The following is a 13,312-nucleotide window of genomic DNA, read 5'->3' as shown; positions in this document are numbered from 1 at the left end:
GCACTTACCTCAATTGATTAGCCCAACTCAAAGATTGAGTGAGCTCTGATGAAAATTCACCGACCAACATTTGCTCGATGGTTTGGGTTTCCTGAATCATTTGCATCGCCATGCTCATACGTTGATGCGCTGTGCCTTCCATTTGCGTCAGATCACGACGAGCTTGGTTAAGATCAGATTGAAACTCTTTCATGATTGCTTCTGGGTATTGCAGAGTACCTGCTGCTTGTTTGATGAGTTGTAGGTTTTCATTCAAATATTGAAACAAAATATCAATGGCAATGGCTTCTGAATATCGAGTGGTGTCAATTACCGCGCTCTCTTTCATAAAGGCCAGTTGCACGCTGACCATTTTCATAATTGGATATTGGGTGGACTCAATCAATCCTTTAGCGGCTTCGCTTTGCTCCACATTGTCTTTAATCTTACTGGCCATATCCAAGATAAGGTCACGAACTTTTGACTCTAAACCATGACTCATATCAATGGTTTTACTGGTTAATGTTGGCTGTAAACATTTCACCTTTTCATCACATTGGTAGACTTTCACCTCACCACCACGTAAAAGCGCGCTGATTAAATTATTGTTACTCACTAAGGAAGCCAGCCGTTGGACATGCACTCCATCTGCATCGCGAGTAAGAATTAAAGTGCCTGATAAAGTCATCATGAGCTGGGCTAATTCGGTGTCATCAGCAAATAAGCCGTTTTTCTTTAATGCATTCCATGCCACATTCGTATTGTCTACTACTTGCTCATTACTGCTGTTTTCATTAATCACTCGGTCGTAATCGTAATTGCTGGAGCCTTTACCACAACCTTGCCGCGCCTCTGCCCAATCAGAAAAAAGGTTCTTGGATTGACCGATGGATTGGCAGGCATGTTGTTGTGCCTGGCGGGTGCGAGGCCATAAACCAAGCACCGCACTCTCAGACATCTGGCACGAGTTCATCCCTGATTGATTCACCCAGGTAGCCACATTTTGTAATTTAGTTGCCACATTACCTAAAAGCGGAGTGGCTTGCTCTAAGGCCAATTGAAAAGCCAATCCTTGTGAGTTGTTCAATATATTTTTTGTGAAATCGACAAACTCTTTACCTTTGATATGGGAAAAGCCGCCAAAGGTAGCATCAATACCACCACAGCCTGCGGATACTTTAGGCCAGTTCAAACGCATGATTTGTAGATTACGTACACTACTTCTGGCATACAAATTACCACCCGTATAAAAACCGGCACGCTGTGCCTGATAAGCATGAGGCTCTGTTACATTCGCACCCATACTAAGGGCTTTAAAATAACTTGTTAAATCATCCCCTATTGATTTAGCATGGCATATACCAAGGGTGCTAATCAGAGCACACGACAAAATTATTTTTTTCATAAAACCACCTCTTCGTTATGTGTCTGACTCATCTTTAGTAGGCGATTTATAAGCTCACCTTCATCAATATTGCCCTCGGTTACAAGCCGTGCTAATTGATTCTTTGGGTTAATCAAGAATAGAGAAGGAAAAACGCTGACTTGAAATACCTTGCTTTGTCCTTCCTCCATTACCGCATCAGGAAATGATGATAAAAAGCCGCCATCAACGGAAATTGCGACTACGCTAAAGCCATACTGTTGGCTAACACGTTTTAGTATCGGTGCAAAGCGTTGGCAATGAGGGCAACTGGAACTGTAAAAGAAGAAAAATCCTTGTTGCTTGGCAAGCATATTAAGTGATGTATCAGAACGATTTGCATACACACAGGACGCAAATAACATCACTAACACTATTCCAACCGCTGATTTATTGCGCATTGTATTCCCCTGATTGAAAAGCATTGGTTGCCATTAAGATGTTTTCTTTCAGTTCCGATTGACTGATCAGACCATAGGCAACTGGCATAGTTTTTTTAGAAACTGGGTTAAGAGCAAAGACGGCAGGAATATGTTTTACGCCCATCTGATTCGCCTCACCTGAGTCCACCCGGGAATTAGGAAGTAATGGAGAGAAATGATCAGTCATGGCAATAGGAATTACGGTCATGTGATAACTGTTAGCAAAGTCACTCACAACCTCCGCCATGCGCTCGCTGAAGGGTTCTCCGCCTTTATAGAAATACAGCAATCCCGATGTCTGGCTAATTTGAGCAATCGCTCTTTCTTTTTGCATGCTGTTTTGCTGGTTATAAATATCACGTGCTGTACTGCCACTCGGATTAACAAGACTTTCATCTTGATCAGGATTGATTAATAAATCGAGCATCCATTTTTCGGAAAAAAGATTAGCCTGTGCCACAATCAAACGTTGTAGTCGCCTTGCCCTAGCTATGTTAGCGCGGGTTGGATTTAAAATAGCTTGTGCACGAGCACGCTGTACTCGCTCACCAATTAATTTCCATGTTTTATCAGGATCTGCGGGTTTCTTGATAACAGGAGATACCACACGTTCTTTCTTTTTAGAGTGTACTTTAGGATCCTTATGCCAATACCAACCCTCTTCATGTTCGTTAAGATAAGGCAGCTCTGCATGCAGCAAAGGACTGATGCTAATCAGAAAGACAAAAACCCACTTAGCCATTAATATCTCCCTGGTTATAAAACTCCTTGAGGCGCTGGCTTATTCCATTAGCCGTTTGTCCATAATCAGGTTTTTTAAGTTTGTTTTTTACCTCGGCGTAAAATTCAGAAAAATTAATTGATTCAAAATGAATGAGTTGCATTTGTTCTGGCGTAATACCCGAACAATTAGAGTGCTTTCCGTTGCCAAAACTGATGTGCAATTGATTTCGCCGTCCTTGTTCTTGAACAATGCGGGCTAATTTAGATTGAAAGACACAATAGGTTTCATGGGTATCGGTACATACGGAGCCGCCAGGAAATTTTCTGCGTTTATAACAATACCGGCCTGTTGGAACAACCAGCTTGTTTTCTCGAGCTTTACCCAATTTTTTCTCACTATCGCTACAATGGGCTAGTTCTAAATCAACACCCCACCCAGAATCACTGCAGCAATTTTTAAAGTGAAGCATTGTTGTTGAACACTCAAGCAATTGCCCTTTAAAAATATAATTGGCATTTACATCAAAGTCTTTCGATGCATCAGATACCGAGGACAATGTAGACATGGCCTTTTTAAAATCATCTTCGTTGGCAGGGCTATATTCATGTGTTGCACAATCACCCTCCAGACAAAATGCGCCCTCGCCACAAAGTAATTGATTATCGGTGCATTGGTTTTGTGGGCATTGATAAGTTTGCTGATAGGTTTTACAGCGACCACCTTCCTCCTTGATACATATTGAAGCAGTTTGTTCACAACCTTCATTTATGATGCCATCACAACTATTTTGTCCTTCATCACCACATTTATAGGTTGCTCGCTCTTTCCAACAAGGACGTGTAAACGGAACTTCCCCAATAATCCGTGTTTGATTGGGTTCTGTGCAGGTTAAGGGTGCTGTAATGTGGCATAATCCTTTTTGTTCCTTATTGTTTAAATGCTGACACTGATCATCCCAATACTCCTTACCTTGATAGATTTCTACTGTCATTGTCACGGAGTGAAAATATGGAATGGTGCAACGTCCATATCGACACTTTCCTACCACCAGTGATAAGGCTGGATTAGCGCAAGTAGAAGTTTGCTCCACCACTACCAAACCCTTTGTATCAATAATGTTCACTTTAACCATGGCACAATGATCAGGGAATTGAATTGAAGGAGCTGTTACTTGATCTTTATATATCGTATAGCAAGGATTTTTTCCCTGCTGGCAAGTATCCGTTTGAGCAAAATTAACTGAGACCTTAAAAGGTTTGGTGCTCCTTCCCTTTTTTTGCAGAGATAAAGTATAACTTTCTGTTTTGTAAGGTGAGAGTTCCAAACGCAGATTTCTGGCACAATGCAGTGTTCCTAATCCTTTGCTAGTCAGGCATGTTTTTTCCTGCCAAGAATAGTGGCACTCTTTGGGTTTTAAAGAACAGGTGGTTTTATCAGTGTTTTGCCCAAGCATAATTGCATCCCCATTTTCCGCGATTTGATTCAACTTTTGCATGGATTCGGAAGATTGATTTACTTGATACACAGGTCGGTGATTGAAGCTTTCGCTAACTGCTTTCCCTGATTCATTATCAACTACAACTGTTTGTGAGTCCGCTTCAAGACCCGTATTTTCCTGAGTGACTCCGCTGTAATAATGTTCCTGCGGCAGATTCGTTTGATAACCAGGAAATTTATTAAGATCGAGCTCTTTCAACAAGTCAATGGATTGATTCGCATGACTTGTTCCTGTCTGGGCGCCTTCTTTATAGGCTTGCTTGAGATCAAGCGCGTTGACTTGTGTGCTTAATATCAAAAAAATAAAAATGATGTATTTCATCTGACTTGCTCTCCTCTTAGTCGAAGAATCATTTGATTTAACGAAGGCACTTCCATGGATTGCTCGCCATCTATTTTTTCTAAGGCGTAATCCAGAGATACATCACCATAAAGTTTGTCGTAATCAACTGGCTTACAGTCCATATTGGCAGGACAAAGAGGCATGTCTTTGACATAAACCACAGCAGGAACCGCAGTGACTTCAAACATCTTAAAAAGAATCGGATCCAGCTGCATTCCAATCCCTGTTTTTTGACTTAACGTCTGGATAGCAGTCATCGTTTCTTTAAACGAATTATGAATCAACCCACGAATTACGGGAGTTGCGCCACTTTGTTTGCACTGTAGAAGCCAAGCCTGCAAACTTCTTTCTGGCATTGAAAATGATAAAAACACCAGAACCTGACTGACCTTCTTCAAGTGAGTAGCTATAGGCTCTTGTGCTTTAGATGCTTGGCTCATCTCATGAGAGAACTCGATGATTTGGTTTGATTTTTTTGAGATTTCAAGGCTTTTATTGATTTGTTTTACTTCTTGAGTAAAGACATTGGCTCGATTTTTAGCATTTGATTCAATAGTGGCAATATAAGCCTCATCTGCTGCAAGCACTGATGCTGAAAAAAAGAATAATACAACTAAGAATGCGGGGTTCATCACTGCTCCTATCATTAAAGAGCGCAACAGTTGCGCTTACGCCAAATCAGATACCCAAAATCCTCACCTTTAAATGGATATTCGTGACCTGCCTCCCATAAGCTCGTAGCACGCCCCAAGGGATAACAAGCGTTAGTAGTTGGTAAAGGATTAACCATCTGATAGCGATAACGTGATTTGGGTAAAATAGGGGAATAATGCGTATGACAAATGGATTTTGTGCTGCTTGTCGAATCGTCCAGTCCTACCGTATCCTCCAGTAGTCCTTGGCGATGCAGTTTGTAATTCATACGTTCAGAAAGCAACACAGAAGCTTGAACTCCTCCAACGTGTTCTTGCACATGTCCTGTTAAGGGATACATACTTCCCTGGGCTCCAGCACACCAAAAGAGTTTATCAATGGCGCTTCCCAGTAAGGCAGTACTTGCATCGGCAGCACAGGCTGCTTGTGCTGGCAAACTACCAAACAATACTGCTTCAGGATTGATGATAAAACCCAGTTCATCATCATTCCACATCACATCTAATTCGCTGGGGTAGGCAATGTCAAAATCGCCTTTTTCAACACAAATACCATCGGTTAATACATTCAGCCAGTACATCAATGGAAATTTGTACCAATGCACATGATAAAAGGATTGATTGGACAAGTTGCTGTCTGTTTCCACCGCACCCTTGCGATAATATTTACCGAAATTTAAGGAGATTCCCCCTAAATTAACTAAACAAAAAGGGGTACGTGTAACATCGACTAAGTTGACAGGCTCCCAGTACCCAATCGTTAATCCAAGACGTGGGATAGGATTTCCTGGACATTCACAAACAGGCAACTTAGGATTTTTAGTGTCTGGTAAATGATTAGAAGAAATGAGATTCATTTGCCCTAAACTTAAGGGGAACAAACACGACCAACACACATCGGTGATGGGATTAACAAAACGACCGTGGCACGAACCTGCTTCTGTTACTCCGGTAATAATAAAAGCAAGGAACATAAAAAGGGACTTCATATACTCACCTCATTAATTAGTAGACGCTTCCCTGCTTGCACAACCCTAACCGGCAAATGCTTTATTTGAAATTTGGAGACCAAAAATCCATTTAAATCAAAGTAGATGGCTTGTTTAAACAGGTTGGCAACATCCTTTACAGAGCCTGCGGTGAGGATTAATTTGACTTTTTGGTGCTGTCTTAGCTCTTGCGCAACCCATGACACTTGCTCTTCATCATCACCATCAAAAAAAATAAGTGTGCTGCTTAAGCCAACTCGCTCCAATGGATTAATTACTGTGCCTTGTTTCACGATTACTTCCCCATAACTGTCTTTCACATCGTAAGGCACAGTAAGTGATGGATTAAAAAACCACGTTTTATCTACCTCTGCCCTGGGCAAATTTGTAGGTGTTGGGCGCGCCAAATGTTCCTTTACCCGGTTTTTAAATTCAGACTGAACCCTCTTCCATTCACCATTGGCCTGCATACCTGCTATTTTTTGCTGGATGTACTCTAAAAAGTCCATTTCAGCTATTACGAAAGTCTTTCCTAATACGCCAAAATCCTTAGCATTCGCGATGGGTAGATAAAGCAGGCAAATAATCAATAGAAGCGCTTTCACGATTTAGACTCCAAACCAACTCTATCCATTAGAACGTTTGTATAATCAGGACTGCCCTTAATCACGGCCTCTCTTGGGACTAAAATCAATGATTTGGAGCGCGATAAATCGCTCAAAGCCTCTTCCAAACGATGAGAAAAATCTTTGATTGCCAATTCTTTTTCAGGAGTTGAATGATTTTTTTGTGCCTCTTTTTTTATAAATTGAGAGGTAATAGCCAGGATATCAACGGTTGCAATTTCTGGCCGCTTAGCTGCGCAATAAAAAATCCCGTTAACAAAGATGCTTGTGAAGAGTGCAGCCTGTATGGCTACTTTGGTTGTCTTAAACATAACCGTAGACCTCCTGAGCAACCTTGGAAATGGCATCAGCTAATGGCAAACCTGTTGCCATTAATCGTTTCAAAGCCTCTACTTCAGGGCCACGTGTAGTGTTTAGCACGCGTGAAAATGGATCAACAATCAAACGATGCACTGTTGAATTTTCTTCACACATCATTAAAAATTCAGAGTATTCATTAGTTATTTTAAGGCTGCGGATTAAACGCTCACCATAAGCATCCAGCTGATTACTCGTTTTTAAAGTATCAATCGTACTTTTTGAGGCACCTAAAAAGATTTTATAATAGGCATTGTCGTAACACATTTTGGCAGTTGGATTATTGTCATAATCATCTAAGCCATGGGTCACAGTAATAAAATTACCACCGTATTTAGGCGCTCGCCGATAGCCCTCGTTCACAAAATTAGCACTGCCGCCCGTGCCATTGTCTGAAAGTAATTCGTAGGATTCATCAATCAAGCAGCTTTTGGGAATGTGCTTTGGCGTGTAATACATAGCATTGGTAATTTGATACATTAAGATTTTTAATACAATGCGTTGTAAGTCCTTATTTCCATCAAGACCACCCAACTCCAAAATGACTAAATTTCTTTTAAAATCCAGTGAGCAAGTCGGTTCAAAATAATTGCCATAACGACCGTTTTTAGTATAGCTATACAACAGCCGCCCAATATTTTGAGAAATAGGATCGTGACTCGCTTCTAAGTGATGAGCAATAAGAGTGATTGTTGTAGCATTGTGATGTTGTCGCCACATTGCCTCAATGGCTTTCTCAATATGACTTCGTTCTTCATCACTGACGTTACCGGATGGTCTTGCCATCATACCAACGAGCTGAATTAATTGATTGTGAACGTCTTTAAATGCGGTGTCATTTTTGGCTTGTGCATCAATTGTTGAAAAGAGGTTTAGGCTAATTTCGGTGTCATGATTAAAATCAATGAGCTGTCCGTTCAACATCTCACACGATTTTGCGTAGGAACCACCCACATCAATAATATAAACAAAGCCGCCCTGGGATAACAGACTTTGAATGTAGTCATTCATTAAGAAGGATTTTCCTTTTCCAGGCGGGGCAACAATGGCGACATTGTAGTTTCTGACTACGTTGTCAAAAAAATAAATAGCAGTAAATTGGCCTCGTCTTTGTGGATAAACTTGTGCAAATCGCCCTGCACCCTTCCACTCACCCTGGATAGGTAATAAGTTAACTGTATTAAAACTGGTTAAAGGTCTTACTCGTCCAAATGATTTGTAATCATCAAACATGCCCTCAGCTGGTGCAAAGGGCATGGATGCCAGAAGTGTTTGTAGCTGCAAGCCTGTTGGCGTACGTAAATCAAATTGATTGCCACGAAATACATCCTTAGCACGTCGCACATCGCGACGGACATTATCAGGCGTTGTAAACAATAAAACGTTATAATACGAATCAACTAAAGAGTCATCAGAGCTTAAGCGCTCTCTTAACTCCTCGATTTCTGCGTATTTTTTGTTAAAATTTTTGACCCATTTGGCAATAAAGGGCTGTTTGGCATTTTGGCCTTCATCGGCATACTTGGCATCTAATGCTGCCATCACCTTGTCTTTATCTTTAATTCGTACTGCAAAACTAAAAAGAAAAGGACAGCTTATTTGCAATGAGGCATTAAACAATTTTCCAAACAAATCACCCATTTGCCATTGCATAGGAGATTTAGGGTATTGCCTGACGGACAAGCATTTAATCACGCGGGTATCTTCTTCGCGCTCAATCTCTATTTGATTCGACGTAACTCGCATGCTCGCTTCAATATCAGTAAGTTGGAAGCGAATTTCAGTATTTGCATCATAATTAGTTTTTTCTTCATATAAACTCTCGGTTGGAAAGAGCCATTCACGCTTTAAGCTAATTACTTGTTCCACAGAGAGTTCCTTACACATAATGTTGACTGACTTTAGATTATTGCTAATGTCTTCGCGCAGACTGCCAAGCAACAAACGGTCATCTTCTATAGATTTTCGTGGAATCGAAATACATAGAAAAAGTCGGAAATCACGCAAAACAAAATTACTTTCTTTAGTTAATGAGCCATACACTCCTTTGCGATAAAATTCAGCTCTTCGGTGTGCCAGGGCTTTTAAAACCTCACTGCCTTGATTGCGTTGATGTTCCATTTCATCAATCATGTGGCCAATTTTAGGAGATGCCCAAAACAAAGCATGAAAACAACTTTCCGGTGGCAAAATATCCGTTAATATACTGGTAAGAATAGTTACAGTTTCTTCACTGGCACCGATTAGTGTCGAGCATTCAAACATCATATGAGAGGCTTGTTTGTAAGGATAAATATCAGCTTCTGCATCGTAGACCTCATCCGGTAAATAAGGTGCCAAGCAATAGGTATCCAATAGCGCTTCAATTTGTTTTTTATGATGCGCATCTGTCATACCAAGCTCTTCTCGCAATGTTTCCAGTAGTGAGCCTGTCGCATGACTTAAAGTAGTGCGGGTGTTTCTGACTGCAAGACTCGCTTTTTTTAGTGTAGACAACATAATGGCTCTCCTTATTTTGAAGCCAATTGTGACTGCTGCATCCATTGTCCTTCCTTCACCACGCTATAAACCCGATTAGCTTGATGATAATTGCCATCAGTGTCTTCATAAGGAGCTATCCAAAGAGGCATCACTCCTTCTCCATAACGCACAGGCTGACCAGGTCGTCCATCCATCACCATAGGATTTCTGGCAGGCGTTACCGCCAAGGATTTGCCTTTACCATTTACCATGTCATAAACCTCGTCCATGCGTTTGCACGATCCTCCATTGGGAGCTGGGCAATCAAAGTCCTCATTCAATTTGGCGCAACCGGTTAAAACAACACAAGGTAGCAGTAATAAAGTAATTAAAATTTTCATGATCTATATGTCCTTAAAACGAGTGATTTTTATAGAAAAATTGATTGGCGGCTTTTTCTTCAGCAGTCTCAGACTCTGCGGGAGCTTCAAAAGCCACTTTGGAATTTTGGCTTTCTTCTGATTGTTCAGGCGCATTAGTATCCGTTCCCCCGTCAAGCCAAAAACCCTTAAGAAAAGTCACATCTACTGTTACCATTGGAGGCAATTGTATAATTGGGTGGTACATTTCAGCACGCTTGATGTTGTACTGCGCATACATTTTGGCAGAGCCCGATCCACCACTAGAAACAGCTGCAAGAGGAATTTTTCCCGGTTGAATTGTTGCTACACTTCCAAGGGCCGAGGTGCTGTAATCAGTGGAGTATTGCTGGCCAATATTTCCCATGCTTTCCCAGAAGTTCCCCCAAAAAGCTTTTTTCACCATCGGCTCATCACGCCATACCGCACGCCCACGAATTCCATTTTTAGAGTCTGAAATTATGCCCGTAACTTGGATATCGATACTGGTGCCATTGGAATGAATGCAACTTAATCGCTCGGTACGAAACTTTCCGCGCTCGCTTGATATATCGCCAATTACAGAAGCACTGACCATACAACCTTTAAGAGGTGCTCTGTATTTATTCGGCATTATTCCATCATCGATTATTTGAAATATCATAATGTCGGGATTGGCTTGGCTTAAAACTCCCGCAGATGCATCGGCTCCTTGTAAAACAACAGCTTTAGCAAAGGTGTTTGAGAAAACATAATTATTGGGTGTTTTGATTCGTGGCTTGGATTTTTTATTCAACTTAGCTGTGTATTGAATAAATCCCGAATCCATCTCCATGGAGTTGTTCGCTGCCCCTTCATCTGCTCGGGGTAATAACCCATTTTGTAGATCATTGTTTTTTAATGCCCCATCCACTGGAGTAGTACGCTCTATCTGTAACTTAACTATTTGATGCTTTAGTTCAGAGAGGGTTGCTTTCATTTCTGAGATTTCATCTTTTTGCGATCTAATAAGCTTGCCTTGCTTGTCTTTTTCATCACCTAGCGCTTTAAGGTTTTTACCAAGAAGTTCTGATTTTGCAAGCTCAGCTCTCCAGGCATTTTGTGTTTTTTCAATCCAGTGGGATTCATTAGTGGCCGTAGATATCGGGCTAGCTAAGCTGTGTTTTTTATAAGCTGGTTTATCAACCTCTTTGGATTTGGCGGTCTTGTTTCCCAATAAAGCAAAGCACGCAATCACAAACACTATAACGCCGATAACAACTCCTAAAAGGATCTGTTGTTGTTTTTTAAGTTGAATAGACATATTAGCTAATCCTATACAAACGAGTAGTTTCAAATGGCGCTAAATGGGTTTTTGCAAGCGCCACCCCTTTGGTTCCAGGCCAATTAAACCAGGACTCTCTAGCATCAATAGGCTGATTAGTTACGTTCTTTATTTCAAAAATCTCACCTTGCATGCGATTGCCTTTAACCGTCAATAAACGTGTTAGCTGTGTTTTTTGTGCTTTATAGACCGTAGGCTTTTTGGGTATTATTTGGGTAAAACCTTCTGGCAAATATCCATTCACGAGAGCTCGTAAAAAACCAACCATCACCTTTTCATAACTTGATGTATGTGGAGCCCGGGCACGAATTACAGGATTTTTATAGGATTTAAAAACGATTGTTTGTGAAGCAATGGGTTTTGGCTCTACACGCACGTTGTAAAAAAAGCCTTTTTCAGTCAATAAATTAATAGTAAAAGCTCTGGTGTGGTATAGAGGTGATGGCAAAAAAGTAAGAATGCCCGTCGTATCATCAATTAATTTGCAATTCGCCTTCCCATTGCATGCATCAACCAAGGTGTTTCCAGGTGCTTTTATTTGCTGAATGCGATCGTCTTCTAACATGAGATTATTGGGTTCTTTAATTGAGGCATTAATAAAAATATCTTCATAATTTCTGACTGTTTTTATTTGCGCTCCTTCTGCTGTCGCTATTAATAAGCCCAAGCTGAATATCATTGCCATTTGTTTCATGATTACACCTTCTCAAGATTCGTTAGTTTTAACAGGCCATATTCATAGGAATACCTAATCAAAAAAGTCTCCCGTATATCAGACATCAAATCCGCTCCAACAAAACGCTTCATCTGTCCCATTACTTTTACACTCAAATGTTTGATATCAATTTCAAAGGTCGATGGATAAAACACGCTGGATAAATGTTCATGATTGATTTGTTCGACCTCCTTTACCAGTTGTGCTCTGATGTCGCCATACAATGAGGGAGCTACATATCCTAAGAGCGCATTAAATTGGTAAGTAGCCGAACTTGACGTGATATTAAAACGAAGTTGCGTTAGGAAATTGGTCATATCTCTTAAATAGCCTTCCGAAACACCTGCTCCAGAAAGCGTAAATTCTTGAGATATTTTAGGAGGGATGAAATGGGTTTCGTGTCTGCTATGGGCATAATGCAATAAAGCTACAATGGTAATTGATTGCATGAATGTCATAGCAAGCAACACACTACTAATACTTATGAGCAAAACTCTGGTCTTTTTTTCCTTCATTAACTCTGATTTTTTTTGTTCTATTTTCATTCTGTTACCCCAAAAACGATCTAATCCATGACGGTGGTGTTGCCCGCAACTTAGGCGATAAAGAAAAGAACCAATAAAAAAGGTGGATATAAAAATAAGGACCTTCATTCCCCTTCATGCGTTTCATCAAAAATAGAAACGCACAGGTTAGAATTAATGAGGTAACAAAAAAACCACAAACAGCCCCAAATATGTAGAGAGTTAATGCCGCTACCATGACCTCATCGAGTGTAAAAATAATCAATCGATAAGGTTCATTAAGATATTGAGGCGTTTTGTATTTTTTCGGATCTTCCATCTTAAACCCCTGCCAGCATTGCAACGACGTTTAGAAAAATAGCCATCGCTCCAACACCGCCAAGCGTCTTAATATTTCGGGTAAACATCAAAGTAACAACAGCCGCTACTGCTTCTCCGACATAAAGATAGGTTTTTATCGAACCATTGTAGGTGTCCTTAACTACTTCCTCTGCAGAAGATAAAGCATCTGCTGCAAAGGTTCCTTGAGCCATTATTAGCAAGCAAATAAGTATAAAAATCTTGCCTGTGTGAGCGTTGATACTGCTTAACACGTTACTTCTGAACTGATTTAATAAAGACATGTAACCCCTCCTTTTTAATGGTGATTGAGGATTGATTGCTGCATTGACGGACAAAACCTCTTAGTTGGATTGACCAAACCATCTTGCTTTTCAGATTGAATTTTTTGATAAATTTCATAACGGTGAATTGGTACTGAATTAGGTGCATTAAAAGCAATGCGTACCTGATTCCCTTTACACGCTAGAACCGTGATAAATACATCCTCTCCAATAACAATGCTTTCACCTACTCTTCTAGTTAGACTCAACATCTTC

Annotated in this window: 16 protein-coding genes; all 16 read right to left on the bottom strand. The window is 40.6% G+C overall.

What is annotated here, in order from left to right; translation table 11 throughout:
* Positions 1-4: 4 nt before the first annotated feature.
* From ACF8MK_RS11250 to csrA, 16 genes are read right to left on the bottom strand one after another with little or no spacing between them, the layout of a single operon-like run.
* On the bottom strand, positions 5-1,384 hold the full coding sequence (locus ACF8MK_RS11250; protein WP_392536743.1) for a conjugal transfer protein TraH: 1,380 nt from the start codon (positions 1,382-1,384) through the stop codon (positions 5-7).
* On the bottom strand, positions 1,381-1,803 hold the full coding sequence (gene traF, locus ACF8MK_RS11245; RefSeq protein WP_392536742.1) for a conjugal transfer protein TraF: 423 nt from the start codon (positions 1,801-1,803) through the stop codon (positions 1,381-1,383). The genes ACF8MK_RS11250 and traF (ACF8MK_RS11245) overlap by 4 nt, the downstream gene beginning before the upstream one ends.
* Positions 1,793-2,566, bottom strand: a complete 774-nt coding sequence (traF, locus tag ACF8MK_RS11240) for a type-F conjugative transfer system pilin assembly protein TraF (RefSeq protein ID WP_392536741.1) — start codon at positions 2,564-2,566, stop codon at positions 1,793-1,795. The genes traF (ACF8MK_RS11245) and traF (ACF8MK_RS11240) overlap by 11 nt, the downstream gene beginning before the upstream one ends.
* On the bottom strand, positions 2,559-4,367 hold the full coding sequence (traN, locus tag ACF8MK_RS11235; protein ID WP_392536740.1) for a type-F conjugative transfer system mating-pair stabilization protein TraN: 1,809 nt from the start codon (positions 4,365-4,367) through the stop codon (positions 2,559-2,561). The genes traF (ACF8MK_RS11240) and traN overlap by 8 nt, the downstream gene beginning before the upstream one ends.
* On the bottom strand, positions 4,364-5,020 hold the full coding sequence (gene trbC, locus ACF8MK_RS11230; protein ID WP_392536739.1) for a type-F conjugative transfer system pilin assembly protein TrbC: 657 nt from the start codon (positions 5,018-5,020) through the stop codon (positions 4,364-4,366). Before trbC ends, traN begins: the two co-directional genes overlap by 4 nt.
* Positions 5,021-5,034: 14 nt before the next feature.
* Complete coding sequence (gene traU, locus ACF8MK_RS11225; RefSeq protein WP_392536738.1) at positions 5,035-6,030, bottom strand: conjugal transfer pilus assembly protein TraU; 996 nt, start codon at positions 6,028-6,030, stop codon at positions 5,035-5,037.
* The gene (traW, locus tag ACF8MK_RS11220; RefSeq protein WP_392536737.1) at positions 6,027-6,635 is read right to left on the bottom strand and encodes a type-F conjugative transfer system protein TraW; all 609 of its coding nucleotides are present in this window, start codon (positions 6,633-6,635) and stop codon (positions 6,027-6,029) included. The genes traU and traW overlap by 4 nt, the downstream gene beginning before the upstream one ends.
* A complete protein-coding gene (locus ACF8MK_RS11215; RefSeq protein ID WP_392536736.1) occupies positions 6,632-6,967 on the bottom strand; it encodes a TrbI F-type domain-containing protein in 336 nt (111 codons plus the stop codon). Before ACF8MK_RS11215 ends, traW begins: the two co-directional genes overlap by 4 nt.
* Complete coding sequence (gene traC, locus ACF8MK_RS11210; protein ID WP_392536735.1) at positions 6,960-9,512, bottom strand: type IV secretion system protein TraC; 2,553 nt, start codon at positions 9,510-9,512, stop codon at positions 6,960-6,962. The genes ACF8MK_RS11215 and traC overlap by 8 nt, the downstream gene beginning before the upstream one ends.
* 11 nt (positions 9,513-9,523) lie before the next feature.
* Positions 9,524-9,874 carry a type IV conjugative transfer system lipoprotein TraV gene (gene traV / locus ACF8MK_RS11205; RefSeq protein WP_392536734.1) on the bottom strand — a complete coding sequence of 117 codons (351 nt, stop codon included), beginning with the start codon at positions 9,872-9,874 and terminating at the stop codon, positions 9,524-9,526.
* Positions 9,875-9,887: 13 nt separating this feature from the next.
* Positions 9,888-11,174, bottom strand: coding sequence for a TraB/VirB10 family protein (locus ACF8MK_RS11200; RefSeq protein WP_392536733.1), 1,287 nt, complete (start codon positions 11,172-11,174; stop codon positions 9,888-9,890).
* Position 11,175: 1 nt separating this feature from the next.
* On the bottom strand, positions 11,176-11,889 hold the full coding sequence (traK, locus tag ACF8MK_RS11195; protein ID WP_392536732.1) for a type-F conjugative transfer system secretin TraK: 714 nt from the start codon (positions 11,887-11,889) through the stop codon (positions 11,176-11,178).
* Between the two features lie 2 nt (positions 11,890-11,891).
* Positions 11,892-12,455 (bottom strand): type IV conjugative transfer system protein TraE, encoded by a 564-nt coding sequence (gene traE, locus ACF8MK_RS11190; RefSeq protein ID WP_392536731.1) that lies wholly within the window; start codon positions 12,453-12,455, stop codon positions 11,892-11,894.
* A gap of 4 nt (positions 12,456-12,459) precedes the next feature.
* Positions 12,460-12,753, bottom strand: coding sequence for a type IV conjugative transfer system protein TraL (gene traL / locus ACF8MK_RS11185; protein WP_392536730.1), 294 nt, complete (start codon positions 12,751-12,753; stop codon positions 12,460-12,462).
* A gap of 1 nt (position 12,754) precedes the next feature.
* On the bottom strand, positions 12,755-13,057 hold the full coding sequence (locus ACF8MK_RS11180; protein WP_058387894.1) for a type IV conjugative transfer system pilin TraA: 303 nt from the start codon (positions 13,055-13,057) through the stop codon (positions 12,755-12,757).
* Positions 13,058-13,071: 14 nt separating this feature from the next.
* Positions 13,072-13,308, bottom strand: coding sequence for a carbon storage regulator CsrA (gene csrA / locus ACF8MK_RS11175; RefSeq protein WP_392536729.1), 237 nt, complete (start codon positions 13,306-13,308; stop codon positions 13,072-13,074).
* Positions 13,309-13,312: the final 4 nt, after the last annotated feature.

It is taken from the genome of Legionella sp. 227 (assembly GCF_043161935.1).
GTDB lineage: Bacteria > Pseudomonadota > Gammaproteobacteria > Legionellales > Legionellaceae > Legionella > Legionella sheltonii.
The sequence above is the reverse complement of the archived record's forward strand: the minus strand, read 5'-3'. Positions and strand labels throughout refer to the sequence as shown.